The sequence below is a fragment of the Paraclostridium sp. AKS73 genome (assembly GCF_025671395.1).
GTDB classification, from domain to species: Bacteria; Bacillota; Clostridia; order Peptostreptococcales; family Peptostreptococcaceae; genus Paraclostridium; species Paraclostridium benzoelyticum.
This window is the reverse complement of sequence record NZ_JAIXHU010000001.1, coordinates 128,513-146,786: the sequence shown is the minus strand read 5'-3', so window position 1 is coordinate 146,786 and position 18,274 is coordinate 128,513. Positions and strand designations below refer to the sequence as shown.

20 protein-coding genes and 2 pseudogenes are annotated in these 18,274 nt (G+C 30.2%); 4 read left to right on the top strand and 18 right to left on the bottom strand.

Translation table 11 applies throughout. From position 1 onward, the window contains the following. Nucleotides 1-34: 34 nt before the first annotated feature. The 11 genes and pseudogenes from fabF to LEQ07_RS00810 form a co-directional block, all read right to left on the bottom strand. Nucleotides 35-1,272, bottom strand: a pseudogene (gene fabF, locus LEQ07_RS00860) (beta-ketoacyl-ACP synthase II). Nucleotides 1,273-1,285: 13 nt separating this feature from the next. After that, entirely contained in the window at nucleotides 1,286-1,510 is a 225-nt protein-coding gene (acpP, locus tag LEQ07_RS00855) for an acyl carrier protein (protein WP_021429992.1), read from the bottom strand. 46 nt (nucleotides 1,511-1,556) lie between these two features. Continuing rightward, a complete protein-coding gene (fabG, locus tag LEQ07_RS00850) occupies nucleotides 1,557-2,306 on the bottom strand; it encodes a 3-oxoacyl-[acyl-carrier-protein] reductase (RefSeq protein WP_021430005.1) in 750 nt (249 codons plus the stop codon). Continuing rightward, entirely contained in the window at nucleotides 2,306-3,256 is a 951-nt protein-coding gene (gene fabD / locus LEQ07_RS00845) for an ACP S-malonyltransferase (RefSeq protein WP_046821551.1), read from the bottom strand. The genes fabG and fabD overlap by 1 nt, the downstream gene beginning before the upstream one ends. 1 nt (nucleotide 3,257) lies before the next feature. Beyond that, nucleotides 3,258-4,199: an enoyl-[acyl-carrier-protein] reductase FabK gene (gene fabK, locus LEQ07_RS00840; RefSeq protein WP_263329193.1), complete on the bottom strand. Its 942-nt coding sequence runs from the start codon at nucleotides 4,197-4,199 to the stop codon at nucleotides 3,258-3,260. Nucleotides 4,200-4,209: 10 nt separating this feature from the next. Next, nucleotides 4,210-5,196, bottom strand: a complete 987-nt coding sequence (locus LEQ07_RS00835; RefSeq protein WP_263329192.1) for a beta-ketoacyl-ACP synthase III — start codon at nucleotides 5,194-5,196, stop codon at nucleotides 4,210-4,212. A gap of 25 nt (nucleotides 5,197-5,221) precedes the next feature. Further along, nucleotides 5,222-6,235 (bottom strand): phosphate acyltransferase PlsX, encoded by a 1,014-nt coding sequence (gene plsX / locus LEQ07_RS00830; RefSeq protein ID WP_046821548.1) that lies wholly within the window; start codon nucleotides 6,233-6,235, stop codon nucleotides 5,222-5,224. A 12-nt stretch (nucleotides 6,236-6,247) separates the two neighbouring features. Further along, on the bottom strand, nucleotides 6,248-6,805 hold the full coding sequence (gene fapR / locus LEQ07_RS00825; RefSeq protein ID WP_021430034.1) for a transcription factor FapR: 558 nt from the start codon (nucleotides 6,803-6,805) through the stop codon (nucleotides 6,248-6,250). Nucleotides 6,806-6,995: 190 nt separating this feature from the next. After that, nucleotides 6,996-7,172 (bottom strand): 50S ribosomal protein L32, encoded by a 177-nt coding sequence (gene rpmF, locus LEQ07_RS00820; RefSeq protein ID WP_021430121.1) that lies wholly within the window; start codon nucleotides 7,170-7,172, stop codon nucleotides 6,996-6,998. A 13-nt stretch (nucleotides 7,173-7,185) separates the two neighbouring features. After that, complete coding sequence (locus tag LEQ07_RS00815; protein WP_052951929.1) at nucleotides 7,186-7,713, bottom strand: YceD family protein; 528 nt, start codon at nucleotides 7,711-7,713, stop codon at nucleotides 7,186-7,188. A 144-nt stretch (nucleotides 7,714-7,857) separates the two neighbouring features. Continuing rightward, nucleotides 7,858-9,054: an acetate/propionate family kinase gene (locus LEQ07_RS00810; protein ID WP_046821547.1), complete on the bottom strand. Its 1,197-nt coding sequence runs from the start codon at nucleotides 9,052-9,054 to the stop codon at nucleotides 7,858-7,860. 312 nt (nucleotides 9,055-9,366) lie between these two features. Here LEQ07_RS00810 and LEQ07_RS00800 point away from each other — a divergent pair. After that, nucleotides 9,367-10,634, top strand: a pseudogene (locus tag LEQ07_RS00800) (nucleotidyltransferase). Between the two features lie 84 nt (nucleotides 10,635-10,718). Here LEQ07_RS00800 and LEQ07_RS00795 read toward each other — a convergent pair. Next, on the bottom strand, nucleotides 10,719-10,928 hold the full coding sequence (locus LEQ07_RS00795) for a hypothetical protein (RefSeq protein ID WP_263329188.1): 210 nt from the start codon (nucleotides 10,926-10,928) through the stop codon (nucleotides 10,719-10,721). Between the two features lie 150 nt (nucleotides 10,929-11,078). Here LEQ07_RS00795 and LEQ07_RS00790 point away from each other — a divergent pair, with 150 nt between their 5' ends. Further along, on the top strand, nucleotides 11,079-11,387 hold the full coding sequence (locus LEQ07_RS00790; protein WP_263329187.1) for a hypothetical protein: 309 nt from the start codon (nucleotides 11,079-11,081) through the stop codon (nucleotides 11,385-11,387). Nucleotides 11,388-11,441: 54 nt separating this feature from the next. Continuing rightward, nucleotides 11,442-11,984, top strand: coding sequence for a hypothetical protein (locus tag LEQ07_RS00785; RefSeq protein ID WP_263329186.1), 543 nt, complete (start codon nucleotides 11,442-11,444; stop codon nucleotides 11,982-11,984). Between the two features lie 28 nt (nucleotides 11,985-12,012). On the opposite strand, the gene LEQ07_RS00780 is transcribed toward LEQ07_RS00785, so the two are convergent. The 6 genes from LEQ07_RS00780 to LEQ07_RS00755 all read right to left on the bottom strand — a co-directional run bounded on the left by LEQ07_RS00780 (nucleotide 12,013) and on the right by LEQ07_RS00755 (nucleotide 17,750). Further along, a complete protein-coding gene (locus LEQ07_RS00780; protein WP_021430105.1) occupies nucleotides 12,013-12,531 on the bottom strand; it encodes a hypothetical protein in 519 nt (172 codons plus the stop codon). A gap of 1 nt (nucleotide 12,532) precedes the next feature. Further along, on the bottom strand, nucleotides 12,533-13,030 hold the full coding sequence (gene coaD, locus LEQ07_RS00775) for a pantetheine-phosphate adenylyltransferase (protein WP_021433837.1): 498 nt from the start codon (nucleotides 13,028-13,030) through the stop codon (nucleotides 12,533-12,535). Nucleotides 13,031-13,032: 2 nt separating this feature from the next. Continuing rightward, nucleotides 13,033-13,587: a 16S rRNA (guanine(966)-N(2))-methyltransferase RsmD gene (gene rsmD, locus LEQ07_RS00770; protein ID WP_021430067.1), complete on the bottom strand. Its 555-nt coding sequence runs from the start codon at nucleotides 13,585-13,587 to the stop codon at nucleotides 13,033-13,035. A 41-nt stretch (nucleotides 13,588-13,628) separates the two neighbouring features. Continuing rightward, nucleotides 13,629-15,689: an ATP-dependent DNA helicase RecG gene (gene recG, locus LEQ07_RS00765; protein ID WP_046821544.1), complete on the bottom strand. Its 2,061-nt coding sequence runs from the start codon at nucleotides 15,687-15,689 to the stop codon at nucleotides 13,629-13,631. Between the two features lie 72 nt (nucleotides 15,690-15,761). Next, on the bottom strand, nucleotides 15,762-17,384 hold the full coding sequence (locus LEQ07_RS00760) for a DAK2 domain-containing protein (RefSeq protein ID WP_263329184.1): 1,623 nt from the start codon (nucleotides 17,382-17,384) through the stop codon (nucleotides 15,762-15,764). Nucleotides 17,385-17,399: 15 nt separating this feature from the next. Next, the gene (locus LEQ07_RS00755) at nucleotides 17,400-17,750 is read right to left on the bottom strand and encodes an Asp23/Gls24 family envelope stress response protein (RefSeq protein WP_046821542.1); all 351 of its coding nucleotides are present in this window, start codon (nucleotides 17,748-17,750) and stop codon (nucleotides 17,400-17,402) included. A 208-nt stretch (nucleotides 17,751-17,958) separates the two neighbouring features. On the opposite strand from LEQ07_RS00755, the gene rpmB reads away from it, so the two are divergent. Further along, nucleotides 17,959-18,147 carry a 50S ribosomal protein L28 gene (gene rpmB / locus LEQ07_RS00750; RefSeq protein ID WP_021122933.1) on the top strand — a complete coding sequence of 63 codons (189 nt, stop codon included), beginning with the start codon at nucleotides 17,959-17,961 and terminating at the stop codon, nucleotides 18,145-18,147. The last annotated feature ends 127 nt before the right edge of the window (nucleotides 18,148-18,274 follow it).

Here is an 18,274-nt window from a genome sequence, read left to right as displayed (position 1 = left end):
GATGTCTATTTTAGGCAACTCTTTTAATAATTATTTATTCATATTTTTTAAATGCTAAAGTTGCATTGTGTCCCCCAAATCCTAAAGAATTTGATAATGCATATCTAACATCTCTTTTCTTACCTTCATTTACAACGTAATCTAAATCTAACTCTTCATCTAAGTTTTCTACATTTATAGTAGGAGGAACATATCCATCACTTATAGCCATAGCACATACGATAGCTTCAACCGCTCCTGCAGCTCCTAATAAATGGCCTGTCATAGACTTTGTAGATGATACGCAAAGTTCATATGCTTGGTCTTTAAAAACACTTTTGATTGCCATTGTTTCAAACTTATCATTATAGTAAGTAGACGTTCCATGAGCGTTTATATAATCAACTTCATCAAGAGGAATATTTCCATCTTTCATTGCCATGCTTATAGATCTAGCTGCGCCTTCTCCATTTTCTGCTGGAGTTGTCATGTGATATGCATCTGCTGTTGCTCCATATCCAACTATTTCAGCATAAATTTTAGCACCTCTTTTTATAGCATGATCTAAGTCTTCTAGTATTAATATACCTGACCCTTCTCCCATTACAAATCCATCTCTATCTTTATCAAATGGTCTTGAAGCAGTTTTTGGGTCATCATTTCTAGTAGACATTGCCTTCATATTACAGAAACCTGCAAATGAAAGTGGTGTAACACCAGCTTCACTTCCTCCTGCTACCATTATATCTGCATCGCCTCTTTGTATAGCTTTAAATGCGTCTCCTATAGCATGAGACCCCGATGCACAAGCAGTAGATACATTAGTATTTGGTCCTTTTGCTCCTAATGCAATAGATACTTGGCCTGCTGCCATGTTAGAAATCATCATAGGCACGAAAAATGGACTAACTCTTCTATTTCCTTTTTCTAGTAAAATTTTGTGTTGCTCTTCTATTGTAGCAACTCCTCCTATACCAGAACCTATTATAACTCCCATTTTTCGCTATCTACTTTGTCTAAATCAAGATTTGCATCTTTTACTGCCATTTGCGAAGATGCTATGGCAAAATGAGTAAATCTATCCATTCTTTTTAATTCTTTTTTATTTATATAATCTTCTGGATTAAAATCTTTTACTTCTCCAGCTATTTGTGTTTGAAATGAGGATGCGTCAAAGCTAGTTATTTTATCTATACCACAAACTCCATCTTTTATGTTGGTCCAAAATGTTTCTTTTCCTGTTCCAACTGGAGTAACACAACCTAATCCAGTTATAACAACTCTTCTTTTCATAACATTTCCTCCACTATTTGTTTGCTTCTATATATTTAACTATATCTCCTATGCATACGAACTTTTCTGCTTCTGTGTCTGGTATTTCTATTGAAAATTCATCTTCAAGAGCCATCATTATTTCAACAGCGTCTAATGAATCTGCTTCTAAATCTTTCATTAATGAAGTCTCCATAGTTACTTCTTTATTGTCTATTCCTAATTGATCCTTTATTATTTCTACAACTTTTTCAAACATAATTTAATTCCTCCTAAATTTTATTTAAACTTATATTTTTACTTTTTTATTGCATTACCATTCCACCATCTACATTTATAACCTGGCCTGTTATATAACTTGCCATGTCACTTGCTAAAAACAATACTGCATTAGCTACATCATCAGGCTCTCCAAATCTATTTTGCGGAATGTTTTTTAACATATTAGATTTTAAATCTTCATTTAAAACACTAGTCATATCTGTATCTATAAATCCTGGAGCTATAGCATTTACACTTATGTTTCTTGATGCCAATTCTCTAGCACTTGATTTTGTAAGGCCTATTACACCTGCTTTAGATGCACAGTAGTTTGCTTGCCCTGGATTTCCTATTATTCCAACTACAGATGATATGTTTATTATTTTCCCATATCTTTTTTTCATCATATATTTAGTAGCTGCTTTTGTGCAGTTGAAAACACCTTTTAGGTTTATATCGATAACTTTGTCAAAGTCATCTTCTTTCATTCTCATTAAAAGTCCATCTTTTGTTATACCAGCATTATTTACTAATATATCTACTTTTCCAAACTCTTTAACTACAGACTCTATCATATTGTCAACTTCGCTACTTTTAGATACATCACATTTTACTATCATACTTTTAACACCATATGATTCTATTTCTTCTTTAGTTTTTAAAGCATGTTCTTCATTTGATGTATAGTTTATTACAACATTTGCTTTTTGTGATGCTAGTTTTTTAGCTATAGCTTTACCTATACCTCTAGATCCTCCAGTTACAATTGCTACTTTATCTTGTAAGTTAACCATTATATTTCACCTCTTTTATAAGCCTCAACAAAGTCATTCATAGATTCCATATTATCAATGTTATAAACTTTAGTATCAACTTTATTCTTTTTGGAAATTTTATTTATAAATCCTTTTAGCACTTTTCCTGGTCCGATTTCTATAAATGTATCAAATCCTTCATTTATCAGTTTTTCTATTGAATCTTCCCATAAAACAGATGAGCTCACTTGACTAACTAAAAGATCTTTATAGTTATCTGTATAATAATCTGCATTTACATTTGAAATTACAGATACCTTACATTTTCTTAGTTTAATTTCATCTAATTCTTTTTTTAGCTTTAATCCAGCGGGTTCTAACATAGATGAATGAAAAGGTGCACTTACATTTAACACAACGGCTTTTTTTGCTCCGTTTTCTTTAAATAAACTTATACTATCTTTTACCGTACCTGTCTCCCCTGATATTACAATTTGACCTGGAGAGTTATAGTTTGCAACCTCTATTATTCCATTATCAACTTGTTCTATAACCTCATTTACTTTTTCTCTATCTAACCCTAGTATAGCTGCCATAGTTCCCTTTCCTAAAGGTACACTTTCTTGCATATACTTTCCTCTTTTTTTAACTACTGCTACAGCATCATTAAAATCCATTGCATCTGCTGCTACTAAAGCACTATATTCTCCTAGTGATAGTCCTAAGCATGCATCATATTTCAAATCTATCTTATCTTTTAAACTTTCAAATAGTGCTATACTATGAGTAACTATAGCTGGTTGAGTATTTTCTGTTTTAGCTAGTTCTTCATCACTACCTTCAAACATTATCTTTTTTAAATTTATTCCAACTGATCTTTCTGCTTCATCAATAATCTTTTTAGCTATGTCATCATTATTATATATATCATTTGCCATACCTACATATTGAGCTCCTTGACCAGGAAATACTAATGCAACCTTACCCATACTATACCTCCAATTTTTTATTTATTTTAGATAATATAGATTTTGATTCTTCCATTATATCTTCTATTATTTGTTTGCAAAGCTTCACATCATTTATATAAGATGCTATTTGGCCTGCCATAAATGATCCATTGTCTACATCTCCATTTACAACTGCCATTCTTAATGACCCTACACCTTTTTGATCTATATCTAAAGGATTAGCTCCTTCTTTTTCCATATTTAAAATATCTTTAGCTAATTTATTTTTTAATGTTCTAACCGGATGCCCAGTACTTCTTCCTGTAACTATAGCATCTCTGTCTCTTGATTTTAAAATAAGATTTTTATAGTTTTCATGAGCTATACATTCATCACTACAAATAAATCTTGTTCCTATTTGCACACCACTAGCCCCTAAGCATAGTGCTGCTGCCAATCCTTTACCATCAGCAATTCCTCCTGCCGCAATTACAGGAATATTTACATTATCTACAACTTGAGGAGTTAGAACCATTGTTGTTAGCTCACCTATATGTCCTCCTGCTTCTGTTCCTTCAACTATTACTGCATCTGCACCATGCTTTTCCATTCTTTTTGCTAGTGCAATAGTTGGAACTACGGGTATAATCTTTGTATTTACTTCTTTTAATCGCTCTATATATTTCGCTGGATTTCCAGCTCCTGTAGTTATTACTTCTACTCTTTCTTCTACTATTAAATCCATTATCTCCTCTACAAACGGAGATAATAGCATAACATTAACTCCAAATGGTTTATCTGTTAATTCTCTACACTTTTTTATTTGCTCTTTTATTACTTCTTTTGGTGCATTTCCTGCTGCAATTATTCCTAATCCTCCAGCATTTGATACTCCTGCTGCTAATTCAGCAGTTGCTACCCAAGCCATTCCACCTTGGATTATAGGGTATTTTATATTTAATAATTCACATAAATCCTTCATAATTTCCTCCTTATATACTCCATCTAACTAAAGAAGCTCCCCATGTCAATCCGCCTCCGAATCCTACTAGAACTACATTATCGCCTTTTTTAATTTTTCCTTCTCTATAGGCTTCATCTAGAGCTACTGGAATTGATGCTGCTGACATGTTTCCATATCTATCTAAGTTCACATATACTTTATCCATACTTAAGTTTAATCTTTTTGCTGAAGCTTCTATTATTCTTATATTAGCTTGGTGTGGTATAAGGTAATCTACATCTTGTATACTCAAGTTAGCACTTTCTATACATTTAACAGATGCATCTTGCATTATTCTAACAGCAAATTTAAATACGTCACTTCCTGCCATTTGTATATAATGCAATCTATCTTTAACAGTTTTTTCACTAGCTGGCAACTTAGAACCTCCAGCTGGTACTTTAAGATAATCTTTACCATTTCCATCAGAGCCTAAATTTGTAGATAATACTCCGCCTTCTTCAACTGGTCCCATAACTACCGCTCCAGCTCCATCTCCAAATAATATTGCTGTAGATCTATCTTCATAATCTAATATTGTTGATAAAGCTTCTGCTCCTATTACTAATACATGTTTGTATGTTTTAGTTTCTATAAATTGTTTTGCTATTGTTATACCATATATAAATCCTGAGCATGCCGCTTCAAGGTCAAAACCTGCTGCTTTAGTTGCATTTATGTTTGCTTGAACTAAGCATGCTGTAGATGGAAATACCATGTCTGGTGTAATTGTAGCTACTATAATTAAATCTATATCTTCTGGAGTCAAGTTTGCATTTTCTATTGCTTTTATAGCTGCTTTAGTTGCAAGATCTGATGTTGCTTCATTTTCATCTACTAATCGTCTTTCATTTATTCCTGTTCTTGTTCTTATCCATTCATCTGATGTATCCATTATCTTTTCAAGATCGAAGTTAGTCATTACCTTTTTAGGAACATAACTTCCAACCCCTAATATACCAGCCTTTGTATTCATAAATTAACCTCCAAGTGGTACTTTTCTATTCTTCTTCGCTATTTTCTTCTATAGTCTTTATAAATTCTTTAATATCTTCGACTACATCTCCCTTTGCAAATTTTATTGCTTGGTTTATAGCATTTTTTATTGCTTTTGCATCAGAACTTCCATGAGCTTTTATAACTCCTCCATTAACACCTAAAAGAGGCGCTCCTCCATATTCTGAGTAATCCATCATAGTTTTTAATTTTCTTAAATCGTCTTTTAACAGCATTGCTCCTAATTTACCTTTTGTACTAGCTAGGAAAGTTTCCTTTAAAAGGCCTAATATTGACATCGCAATACCTTCTGCTGATTTTAATAAAATATTTCCTGTAAATCCATCACACACAACTATATCTGTATATGAGTTTATTAATTCTCTTGCTTCTATATTTCCAATGAAGTTTAAATTTAATTTTTTAAGTTCTTCATATGATTTCTTTGCTAAGTCATTTCCCTTGCCTTCTTCTATTCCTACATTCGCAAGAGCAACTCTAGGGTTTTCGATTCCTAATACTTTGCTTGCATAAATATTACTCATACCTGCAAATTCAACTAAGTTTATTGGCTTACAATCTGCATTAGCTCCTCCATCTGCAATAAGTGTCATTCCACCTTTTACATTTGGTATAGCTGGGCATAAACAAGGTCTATCTATTCCTTTTATTCTACCTACTACAAATAAACCACCTGCTAATAATGCTCCTGTATTTCCCGCTGATACTATTGCATCTGCTTTATTTTCTTTTACCATTCTTAAAGCTACAACCATTGACGAATCTTTTTTAGATCTTATTGCTTTAACTGGTTTATCTTCATTCTCTATAATTTCAGTAGTATGAACTATTTCTAATTTACTTTTGTCAAATTCATGCTTTGCAAATTCATTTTCTAATATTTCTTTATCTCCAGTGATTATTATATCTACACCATATTCTTTTATAGCGTTAACTACACCTTCTACATTAGACTTTGGTGCGTTATCTCCGCCCATTCCATCAATTACAATTTTCATATTATTCTCCTCCTAAACTAACTCTTCAAATATAAATTTTCCTCTAAAAATTTGCTCTTGCGCTTTATTATTAACAACAACTTTTACATAATGTTTTTTATCTATGTTTTTATAAATCTCAGCTTTTGCTATAAGCCTATCTTTTTGTTGTATATGTTTTAGCGTTTTTATATTAGCAAATCTCATTATTACCTTAGGCGCATCTAAAATCGCCATAGCTAATGAATTAGCCATTGAAAATATATATTCATCCTTAAGAGTTCCCGTTTTGGAGTAGATCATATCTTCGGTAATATCCAACATGGATATGCCTAATTGACCTACAGATAAGTCAATTATCTCTCCTGTTATCTCTTTTATACCTAAAGTTTTAACTTTAGATGTTTCAGTTTCAGCTATTTGTTTAACTCTTTCCCTAAGTTCAGGGATATTTAATGCAAGTCTATCAAGTCTTATGGTTTGTATACTTACATCAAAGATGCTTGCTAATTCTTCATCTGTATAAAAAGGATCGTCTTTTAGCATTCCAACAAGTTCTTCTTGTCTTTGTGCTTTGCTCTTCTTTTTCATATTACCTCCAAGTTTTTATAGTTGGAATTAGTACCAACTACTAATAGTAGTATATAATATTAATTATAAATAATCAACTACTTATTTATTTTTTATTTATAATTTTTGCGTACACTTAAATATTATCACAATTTTTTCATATTTAAGCAAAAAAAAACATGTAGAGTATTCTACATGTTTTTTAGAAGTATTACTTAGAAACAACTTCTTTACCTTTATAATATCCACAATCTGGACATACTCTATGTGGTAACTTTGGCTCATGACATTGTGGGCAACTTACGAATCCAGTTGCTACCATCTTTGAGTTAGCTGCTCTTCTCATTTTTGTATTTGATTTAGATGTTTTACGCTTTGGTACTGCCATTTACGCCACCTCCTTAGTCATTTTTAAACATTTCTTTTAATTTAGCAAAACGGGGATCTATTGTCTCCTCGTCGTTCGCAGTTTCATCACAAGAACAAACTTCTTTATTTAAGTTTGTCCCACAAGTAGGGCATAGGCCTTTACAATCTTCATCACAAAGAACTCTTTGAGGCAGATTAAAATCTAATGTTTGTTCTATTAAATCTATGAAATCAACTTCATCATTTTTATAAGTATAAACATCAAATTCTTCTACTTCATTTTCATCCACTTCTTGTTTAACTAAAAATCCTTGAATAGGATAACTTAATTTTACTTCTACTTCACTTAAACATCTAGCGCAATTGTCAACTATATTAAATTCAACATCGCAATCTAAGAATAAACCTTTATTAGTTTTACTTATTTTTCCGTTTAAATTAAGTGGAGAAGTTAATTTATAAGTATTATCACAATAATTAATACTATCAATTTTTTCGCAAAAATTCAAGTGTAAATTATCAGTTTCTCTTCTTATAATCTTATCTAAACTAATCTTCATTAAGTTCACCTCAATTTATTGCCAAATTTATTATACAAATATAAGCTTTGTTTGTCAAGTATTTTTACTTGATAGTTAATTTATTTCTTGGCAAAAATTAAGGTAGGTTTTAACCTACCTTAATTATATTATATCCAATTGCAATTATTTTACTAATGCAACAGTATCTCTTGCTATCATTAACTCTTCGTTAGTTGGAACTAATAATATCTTAACTTTTGAATCTGCAGTAGATATTACTGTTTCTTTTCCTCTAACTTTGTTAGCTTCTTTATCTAAGTTCATTCCTAAGAATTCCATGTTAGAAGCTATAGATTCTCTTATTTCTATACCATTTTCACCAACACCAGCAGTAAATACTACAGCATCTACACCGTTCATTTCTGCAGCGTAAGCTCCTATATATTTTTGAACTCTTTGAACGTAAGCATCTAATGCAACTTGAGCTTTTTCATCTCCCTTTGCAGCAGCTCCTTCTATATCTCTGAAGTCACTTGATATACCAGTCATTCCGTATACCCCAGATTGTTTGTTCATTAAGTCAGATAATCCTTTAGCGTCTAATCCTTCTTTTTCCATTAAGAATGGTAATATAGCAGCATCTATATCTCCACATCTAGTTCCCATTATTAATCCTTCTAATGGAGTGAATCCCATTGAAGTATCTACACATTTACCACCATCAACAGCAGCTACAGAAGCTCCGTTTCCTAAGTGACAAGTTATTATTTTTAAGTCTTCTACGTTCTTTCCTAACATTTCTGCAGCTCTTTGAGATACATACTTGTGAGAAGTTCCGTGGAATCCGTATCTTCTTACTCCATACTTAGTGTATAATTCATGAGGTAATCCATATAAGTATGACTTCTTAGGCATAGTTTGATGGAATGCAGTATCGAATACTCCAACCATTGGTACTCCTGGAAGTATAGCTTCACAAGCTTCTATTCCCATTATGTTAGCTGGGTTATGAAGTGGTGCTAATTCAACACACTCTTCTAATGCTTTCATAACTTCATCATTTATTTTAACTGAACTAGCAAATTTCTCTCCACCGTGTACAACTCTGTGTCCTACAGCTTCAACTTCGCTTATATCCTTAACTCCACCGAATTTAGGATCAACTACACCTTCTAATACTAATTTTATAGCATCTTGGTGATTTTTCATTGGTTGCTCTACTACAAGCTTACCTTCTACTCCATCTTTTTCTTGCTTTAATATAGAACCTTCGATTCCTATTCTCTCAACTAATCCTATACATAAAACTTCTTCATTTGACATATCTATTAATTGATATTTTAATGAAGAACTACCACAGTTTAATACTAATACTTTCATTAGTATACCTCCTTAAATCTTTAACAATAATATGTAATTATTTTTAATTAACAATTTTAAAAATCGATATCATTACTTGTATACATTAAACAAATTTATCACTATTTACTATACCATTTTTTTTCATAAAAGTACATAGTTTATGATATTTTTTAAGTTATTTATATTTAACTCAAGAATTATTGTTCTCAATTTTGTTTAATATTATAATAGGATATAACTTATTTTTATAAAAAGCAAACAATAAATAATTCTATATATAAACAATAAATCCTTTGTTTTTGTATATATTTAGTATAAAAGGAGGTTTTTATGAATATTTTAGGTCTTATAGTCGAGTACAATCCATTTCATAATGGTCACTTATATCATTTAAAAGAATCTTTAGAAAAACAAACGCCACCCATAGTATAGCGGTGATGAGCGGCAATTTTTTACAAAGAGGAGAGCCGGCTCTATTTGATAAATATAAAAGAGCTGAAATTGCAGTTTCAAACGGAGTAGATTTAGTTGTAGAGCTTCCTACTCTTTTCGCGTGCCAAAGTGCAGAAATTTTTGCTCATGGAGCGGTAACTCTCCTAAACTCGTTAAATTGTATAGATTCTATATGTTTTGGTAGCGAGGAAGGTGACATAGATTTACTAACTGAGATATCAAAAGTATTAGTTTCTGAACCTGATGATTTTAAATTGCGTTTAAAGAAAAACCTAGATGAAGGAATTTTATTTGCTACAGCGAGAAGCAAAGCTTTGTGTGATTATTTAATTACAAATAATGTTATAGATAATCTAGATAAACAAAATTTAAATACAATATTAAATTCTTCTAATAATATCCTAGGAATGGAATACATAAAAAGTTTATTGAGACATGAAAGCGACATAAAGCCTTTTACAATAACTAGAATACAGGCATCTTATAACTCTGAAGATATTAGTAGTGAAATTTGTTCTGCTACCGCAATTAGAAAATCACTTAAAGATTCAAGAAATATAAATGACATATACTCAGTTGTTCCAAAAAAAACTTTCAATCTAATATCTGATTCTATAAATACAGGATTTAATCCTATGTTTGATGAAGTTTATTTTGATACTATAAGAGAATTAGTTATACGAGATTTTGATATATTAAGCAGCTATTTCGATGTTAATGAAGGTATAGAAAATAAAATATACAAATCAATTTTCACATGTAATAACTTATACGAACTTCAACAAAGCGTTAAATCAAAAAGATACACATTAACTAAAATAAAAAGAATATTGAATAATATATTACTTGGAATATCAAAGAAAGATATGGCGTTAGTAAAAGATATAAATGAAATGCCTTATGTTAGGATTTTAGCCTTTAACGATAAAGGGAGAGAGATAATAAAACAAATAAAATTAAACTCTGATATAAAAATTGTAAATAAATTTTCAGATATAAATTTTGCTGAAAATGAAACTTTCAAAACACTAATCAAATACGATATAAAAGCTACGAACATGTATAATATTCCTTATTATAAAAACAAAAAATCTTCACTTAAAGGTCCTATGGATTATTATATATCACCTAAATACGTAAAGTAACTAATAAAAACCTACCTTTCTTAGGTAGTTTTATTAGTTTCAAAGTTATTTTTGCTATATGAAGTAATTCAAATGTTTAACTCCTCAAAACAAATGAATTTTATCATAGTTCATAATCACTTTTAATATACTTATTAAAGAGTATATTAAAGTAGGTGATGTTTTGAAAAAAGTAAAGATTATAAAATTTTTAACTCCATCTTTAATAGTTATGTTACTTATACTAGGTATTATTTTATTTCCTAAAGATTCTATTTTAGCAGCTAAAAATGGCTTTTCAATATGGGTAGACACATTGATACCATCCTTGTTGCCATTTATAATAGCTGCCAATTTGATAGTTAGACTTAAATTTGTAGATGTTTTAGGGTTAATAATCAATCCTGTTACAAAAAAACTTTTTAATGTGTCTGGTAAAAGTTCTTTGGTTTTGCCATATCTACAGTGTCAGGATATCCAGTTGGTGCAAAACTAGCCTCCGAACTTAGACAAAACAATGAAATTTCTAAATTTGAAGCTCAGAGGCTAGTTTCATTTTGCTCGACCTCTGGTCCACTTTTTATAGTCGGCGCAGTTTCCATCGGAATGTTTAACAACCCTTCATTAGGATATTTAATGTTACTTTGCCATTACTTAGGTTCTTTAACTGTTGGAATATTGTTTAAAAATTATGGCAAAGAAAGCATAAGTAACGATAACTTCAATTTTAAATTTGAAGTAAAAAAATTATGGAATTTAGAAAAAAGAAAATAAAGGATTTTTGTTTTATTTGGAGATGCTGTCTTCAGTGGGGTAAATACAATACTTATGGTTGGCGGATTCGTCATAGTATTTTCAGTTGTATTTAAAGTTTTATCTATATTTAAGTTTATAAATTTGATTTCTTACATAATTTACATTCCATTATCTATATTTGGATTTTCTCTTGATTTATGTTCTTCTTTTATAAGTGGTTTATTTGAAATAACAATTGGATGTAATCAAATATCTAGCGTATCTAATATACCTGAAATAATACGAGCTTCATTATGTAGCTTCATAATAGCATTTAGTGGTCTTTCTATATTAGCTCAATGTTGTAGTTTTTTAGCTCAAACAGATATAAATACAGGTACATATATAATTTCTAAATTTTTACACGGAGTATTCGCAGCCGTTTTCACTTTTGCATTTTATCCATTAATAAATTCTAGTAATTTATTTATAAAACTATCTACTACATCTAATGTATTTTATAATAGCTCAATTTGGAGCTTATACATAAATAACTATCATATAATTTTACCTTTAATAGTAATAATTTATTTTATTTCTTCTTTTATGATTTTTAAAAAAATAAAAAACAGCTGACTCAATCGCATTTTGAGTCAGCTATTTTTTATTCACTTAGTTCACTTCTATTTGTTGATATTTCATCCATTATACTTTGAAGATTGTATTGTAATCCCTCTAAAACATCATCTGCATATCTTATAGACCCTATTTTAATTTCTTTAGCCATATATTCTGCTTTCTCCACTATAGACTTAGCTTTTTCTTCGGCTTCAACTACTAAACCATCTGAGTCTATATATGATTTTATTATTTCTTCGGAATTTTTTTTCATATCTTCACTTTCTTTATTTGCTTTTTCAATTATTTGGATAGCTTCTTTTTTTGCTTGTTCTATTAAAATTTCTGCATCTTGGTTTGCATTGTTAAGTATTTTTTGTCTTTCTTTATTTATCCATACAGCTTGTTTAACTTCTTCTGGAAGTATAACTTTTATATCTGATATAATACTTAAAACTTCTTCTTTGTCTATTCCTGATTTATGCGAAAAAGGAATTGAACTTGCATTATTTATAGCACTTTCTAACTCCTCTAATAGTTCCATTATTTCTAAATCTATATTCATGTTATTTCCCCCTATTAGTTTTTCTTTTTAATTCTTCTAAAATCACCTTAGGCACTAAATTCTCTATATTTGCATCAAAATTTAATACTTCTTTTATAAGAGATGAACTTATGTATGAATACTTAGTAGTCGTAGGTAATATTACAGTCTCTATATTTGGATTTAATTCTTTATTCATATGAGCCATTTGAAGTTCATACTCTACATCCGCTCCATTTCTTATACCTCTTACTAGAGTCTGGATACCATTTTTTTCACAATAGTTGACTAAAAGCCCATCAAAACTAACTATTTTTATATTAGAAATATGGTTTGTGCATTCTTTTATTAACTTAACTCTTTCTTCAAATGTAAATAGTCCCTTTTTATTCGGATTATAAAGTACCCCTATTTGTAATTCATCGAATAATTTAGAAGCTCTTTCTATTATGTCTAAGTGCCCATTTGTTATGGGGTCAAAGCTTCCTGCAAATATAGCTTTTCTAACTGTATTTTCCATTATTAATCCTCCATACTATAAAATGTAAGCGTAGTGTTTCCATATTTTTTATTTCTGTTTTTAACTAGGTTCCCCACATTCTCTGGAAATTCTTGTTTTGTATCATGTTCAACAACTATAATACCATCTTCTTTTAGTATGTTTGACTTATCAATTCTCTCTAATGCATCTTGGAACATATCTTTGTAATATGGAGGGTCCATAAATATAACATCAAACTTGTACGAATTATTTTTAACTCTTTCAATTGCCGACTTAAAATCAACATTCATGACTTCACTGTTTTCTTCTACCCTAGCTTTTTTTATATTACTTTTTACTATATCAATACTACTTCTATTTAAATCTACAAATACACATTTGTTAGCACCTCTTGATAAACACTCTATACCTAGAGACCCTGTACCTGCAAATAAATCTAAAATATCTCCATCCATTATGTATGGGTTAATTATATTAAATAAAGATTCTTTAACTCTATCAGTAGTTGGTCTAACATCTTCACTTTTAGGTGTATTTAATTTTAGTCCTCTGGCTTTTCCTGAAATTACTCTCAATATAATTTCTCCTTCCATTTTATTTTATCACAAATTATTTCCTAATTTAATGATATTTCTTCCAATCTATTTTCAAATTTCTTCAATATTTCTTTTTTTATTTTTTCATTTTCATAATTATTAAGTTTTGGATCTTCACTTATTATATATCTAGCCTCTTGTTGAGCTATTTTCAATATTTTCATATGCTTAAATATATTAGCTACTTTTAGCTCTGGCAACCCATGTTGTCTTGTTCCAAAGAACTCACCTGGACCCCTAATCTCAAGGTCTTTTTCTGAGATTTTAAATCCATCTGTTGTTTCTTCCATGATGGACATTCTTTGAGAGCACACTTCTGATTTAGACGAATAGATCAATATACAATAAGACTTATGACTTCCTCTACCAACTCTACCTCTTAACTGATGTAGTTGAGCTAATCCAAATCGTTCTGCATTTTCAATTATCATAAGGGTTGCATTAGGTACATTTACTCCAACTTCAATAACAGTTGTCGATACTAGTATATCTAATTCTTTGTTCTTAAATTTTTTCATTGTTTCATCTTTTTCACTAGGTTTCATTTTACCATGCAAAAGACCTAATCTCAAGTCACTAAAAAATTCACTCTTTAGCTCCTCTACTAAATCTACAGCAGCCTTAGCCTCTATAGCTTCACTTTCTTCTACCAAAGGGCATACTATATAAACTTGTCTACCCTTTTGAACTTCAGACCTTACTAAACTATTATACGCTTTTTCCCTCTTATCCTTATACACAGCTAAAGTTTCAATAGGTTGTCTTCCTGGTGGAAGTTCATCAATTATAGATATATCTAAATCTCCATACAAGATTAAGGCTAAAGTTCTAGGAATTGGAGTAGCTGTCATAACCAAAATATCAGGATTATATCCTTTTTCAGAAAGTTTATTTCTTTGTCTAACTCCAAATCTATGTTGTTCGTCGGTTATTACTATTCCTAAGTTGTTAAACTCCACCTTATCTTCTATAAGCGCATGCGTTCCAATTAAAATATCAATTTCATTCTCTTTTACTCTTTGTAATACATTCTCTTTTTGTTTTTTCGTTAAACTACCTACCAGTAATCCTACATTAATTCCAAACGGTGATAGCGTTTCATTTAAAGATATAAAGTGTTGTTCTGCTAATATCTCAGTAGGTGCCATCAAAGCCCCTTGATAGCCATTTAAAACACAATTTGCCAATGCTAAAAGTGCTACTACTGTTTTACCACTTCCTACATCTCCTTGAACCAATCTATTCATTACTTTTTCACAGTTCATATCATCAATAATTTCATTTAATGCTCGATTTTGCGCATTTGTGAGTTTAAATGGTAAAGAGTTTAAGATTTTAACAAGATTTTGCTCTTTTTCGAACTTAACACCACATTTTTCAGTAACACCATTTTTGAATAGAAATAGCCCTAGCTGAAGCATTAAAAATTCTTCAAATACTAATCTGTATAGTGCTACTTTTAAACTTTCTTTATTAGTCGGCGAATGTATATTTTTAACTGCAAAATCAATACTGCAAAGTTTATACTTTTGTATAATTTTATTTGGAAGGTATTCCTTAATATAAATTTGCTCATTACTAAAAACAGTTTTTACTATGTTTATAAGCTCTTTATTTGTTAATCCATAGGTCAATGGGTATATAGGCATTATTCCACATGTATTTTTAGGATTGTTGCTCATTTGTTCAACTTCACAAGAACTCATCTCAATTCCATAAGAAGTTTTCTTAACCTTTCCAAATACAAATACAGTATCTCCTTTTTTCAAAGTAGAACTTATATACTCTTGGTTAAAAAATACTAATCTAGCGAAACCCGTTTCATCCCTTACTCCTACTTTAGTTATCACTAGACCCTTTCTAACATTAGACGTCTCTATACTACTTACAATAGCTCTTATAGTTACTTTTTCTTCATCTTTTAGTTCAAATATTTTTCTTAGATTATTTCTATCTTCATATTGTCTCGGAAAATAAAAAAGCAAGTCAGATACAGTAAATATACCTAATTTACTTAGTTTATTAGCACGTTTGGGACCAATTCCTTTTACATATTTAATTTCTTTATTTAAATTATTCATATTTATCACCCTAAAAAAATCCTGTATAATTTAACTTACCTAATAGTAAGATTATACAGGATTTCTGAAATATTATTCAACAGATATTAAATAATAGTATATTGGCTGGCCGCCATAATAAAGTTCTATATCTATATCTTCGTATTTTTCTTCTAATATCGATTTAAACTCGTTAGCTTCTTCTTCAGTTACTTCTTCTCCATAGAATAAAGTTATAATTGCGCTGTCTTCGTCTACTAATTTTTCTATTAATCCTAAAGTTATATCTTCTTTCTTTTCTCCTGCCGATAATAGCTTTCCTTCACCTATTCCTATGAAGTTTCCTTCTTTTACTTCTATATCATTCATAACAGTATCTCTAACTGCATAAGTAACTTGCCCTGATTTTACCATTGATAAAGCTTCTACCATTGTAGCTTCATTTTCTTCAACACTTGCATCAGCATTAAAACTTACAAGAGAAGTAAATCCTTGTGGTACGTTTTTACTTGGTATAACTATTATGTTTTTGTCACTTAATGCTTTAGCTTGGTTTGCAGCCATTATTATATTACTATTGTTTGGGAGTATTATAATATTTTCTGCATTTATAGACTCTATAGCTTTCATGAAATCCTCTGTACTAGGATTCATTGTTTGCCCACCTTCTATTATGTAGTCAACTCCAAAGTCTTTAAATATATCTGCCAATCCACTACCCATTGATGTAGCTATAAACCCGTATTCCTTAGCAGGTTCTTCTGATACTGCTGTCTGATTTTCAACTAAAATATTTTCATGCTGAACTTTCATGTTCTCTATTTTTATAGTAACTAATTGTCCATATTTTAAAGCCTCTTGAAGTACTGCTCCAGGTTCATTAGTATGAACATGAACTTTTATTAACCCTTCATCTCCAACTACCGCTAAACTGTCTCCATAATCTAGCATTATATCTCTGATTTTGTCATAAGTTACTTTATTGCTTTCTAATATAAATTCTGTGCAATAGGCAAACTTTATATCATCAGTGTTTATTTCACCTTGTGCAACTTCTACTGAAGAGGAATTTGAAGATCCAGATCCATTAGCTGTAATCATATTACCTTTTAATGCTTCATACATACCTTCATATATAAGTACTAATCCTTTACCACCTGAATCAACAACTCCAGCATCTTTTAAGTTTTTAAGTAAATCCGGAGTCCTATCTAAAGACTCGTTAGCTTCTTTTATAACTAACTCTAAAAATTTCAGGATATCTTGCTCTTTTTTAGCAGCTTTGATAGCGTACTCTCCATTTTCTCTAACTACTGTTAATATAGTCCCTTCTATTGGTCTTATAACAGCCTTATACGCTGTATCTGATCCATTTTTAAATGCTTGAGCTAAATCCATAGAACTTAGTTTTTCTTTTCCTTCTATAGATTTTGTAACCCCTCTTATTATTTGAGATAATATAACACCTGAGTTTCCTCTAGCTCCCATTAAAGACCCTTTTGCTAAAGACTTACCTATATTAGTTATATCATCATCACTAACTTTTGATAATTCTTTCATAGCATAAGATATCGTAAGAGACATATTTGTACCTGTGTCTCCATCTGGAACTGGGAACACGTTCAGTTTATCTACATAATCTTTACTGTTTTGAAGATTATTTGCACCAGAGACAAACATGTCTCTTAAATTTTTCCCATCAATATATTGAATCATATTTTTCCTCCTAAATTACTTAACTCGTATACCTTGAACATTAACATCTATTTTACTTACTTTTAACGCAGTTATTTTCTCAATTGTATATTTTACTTTATCTATTATGTTATTTGCAACAGTTGATATATTTGTTCCATATTGCATTATTACGTAAAGCTCTATAGCTATACTGCCGTCTTCTAGTTCTTGTACGCTAACACCTTTAGTAGCATTTTCTCCTTTTAATAGTTCAACTATGCCTTTTGTCTTATATGCTAGTCCTACTAATCCATAACTTTCCATAGCAGATTGATATACTATTTGTGCTATAACATGCTTGTCTATTTCTATTGTTCCAAATTCGTTGTTTATTTTAGCGCTCATGGTTTGACCCCCTAAAATTATTTTTAATTTTATTTTTAACTTTAATATTTACTTTATATAGAATTATATATATAATTTTATATGATAACAAGAATTTCTTCAATATGTGTAAGACAAATATATATTTCTATTGCATTTTTTAGAGATTTATGTTAATATAAACTGTGTTTTCAGTGTTATAGTTATCATTTAAGGAGGTGTACGTAAAATGGCAAAGGTATGTAACGTATGTGGTAAAGGTAAAGTTTCAGGAAACCAAGTGAGCCACTCAAATAAACATAGCAGAAGAACTTGGTCTGCTAACTTAAGAAACGTTAGAGCGATAATAGATGGTACTCCAAAGAGAATAAAAGTTTGTACTAGATGTTTACGTTCTGGAAAAGTTGAAAGAGCTTAGTTTTAGTAAAAAAGCCTACACGCAGTAGGCTTTTATTTTTTTGTCTCAAGACTATTTTTTCTCATAAAAAAAACTATTATCTTGGATAAAAATTTTGGACATTTAACAGTTATTACCTTCATTCCAA

Excerpts from the sequence above, each read along its gene's own strand:
- acpP (WP_021429992.1), bottom strand. The coding sequence starts at position 1,510 with ATGTTTGAAAAAGTTGTAGAAATAATAAAGGATCAATTAGGAATAGAC.
- fabG (WP_021430005.1), bottom strand. The coding sequence starts at position 2,306 with ATGGTTAACTTACAAGATAAAGTAGCAATTGTAACTGGAGGATCTAGA.
- fabD (WP_046821551.1), bottom strand. The coding sequence starts at position 3,256 with ATGGGTAAGGTTGCATTAGTATTTCCTGGTCAAGGAGCTCAATATGTA.
- fabK (WP_263329193.1), bottom strand. The coding sequence starts at position 4,199 with ATGAAGGATTTATGTGAATTATTAAATATAAAATACCCTATAATCCAA.
- LEQ07_RS00835 (WP_263329192.1), bottom strand. The coding sequence starts at position 5,196 with ATGAATACAAAGGCTGGTATATTAGGGGTTGGAAGTTATGTTCCTAAA.
- plsX (WP_046821548.1), bottom strand. The coding sequence starts at position 6,235 with ATGAAAATTGTAATTGATGGAATGGGCGGAGATAACGCACCAAAGTCT.
- fapR (WP_021430034.1), bottom strand. The coding sequence starts at position 6,805 with ATGAAAAAGAAGAGCAAAGCACAAAGACAAGAAGAACTTGTTGGAATG.
- rpmF (WP_021430121.1), bottom strand. The coding sequence starts at position 7,172 with ATGGCAGTACCAAAGCGTAAAACATCTAAATCAAATACAAAAATGAGA.
- LEQ07_RS00815 (WP_052951929.1), bottom strand. The coding sequence starts at position 7,713 with ATGAAGATTAGTTTAGATAAGATTATAAGAAGAGAAACTGATAATTTA.
- LEQ07_RS00810 (WP_046821547.1), bottom strand. The coding sequence starts at position 9,054 with ATGAAAGTATTAGTATTAAACTGTGGTAGTTCTTCATTAAAATATCAA.
- LEQ07_RS00785 (WP_263329186.1), top strand. The coding sequence starts at position 11,442 with ATGGTTGGCGGATTCGTCATAGTATTTTCAGTTGTATTTAAAGTTTTA.
- LEQ07_RS00780 (WP_021430105.1), bottom strand. The coding sequence starts at position 12,531 with ATGAATATAGATTTAGAAATAATGGAACTATTAGAGGAGTTAGAAAGT.
- coaD (WP_021433837.1), bottom strand. The coding sequence starts at position 13,030 with ATGGAAAATACAGTTAGAAAAGCTATATTTGCAGGAAGCTTTGACCCC.
- recG (WP_046821544.1), bottom strand. The coding sequence starts at position 15,689 with ATGAATAATTTAAATAAAGAAATTAAATATGTAAAAGGAATTGGTCCC.
- LEQ07_RS00760 (WP_263329184.1), bottom strand. The coding sequence starts at position 17,384 with ATGATTCAATATATTGATGGGAAAAATTTAAGAGACATGTTTGTCTCT.
- LEQ07_RS00755 (WP_046821542.1), bottom strand. The coding sequence starts at position 17,750 with ATGAGCGCTAAAATAAACAACGAATTTGGAACAATAGAAATAGACAAG.
- rpmB (WP_021122933.1), top strand. The coding sequence starts at position 17,959 with ATGGCAAAGGTATGTAACGTATGTGGTAAAGGTAAAGTTTCAGGAAAC.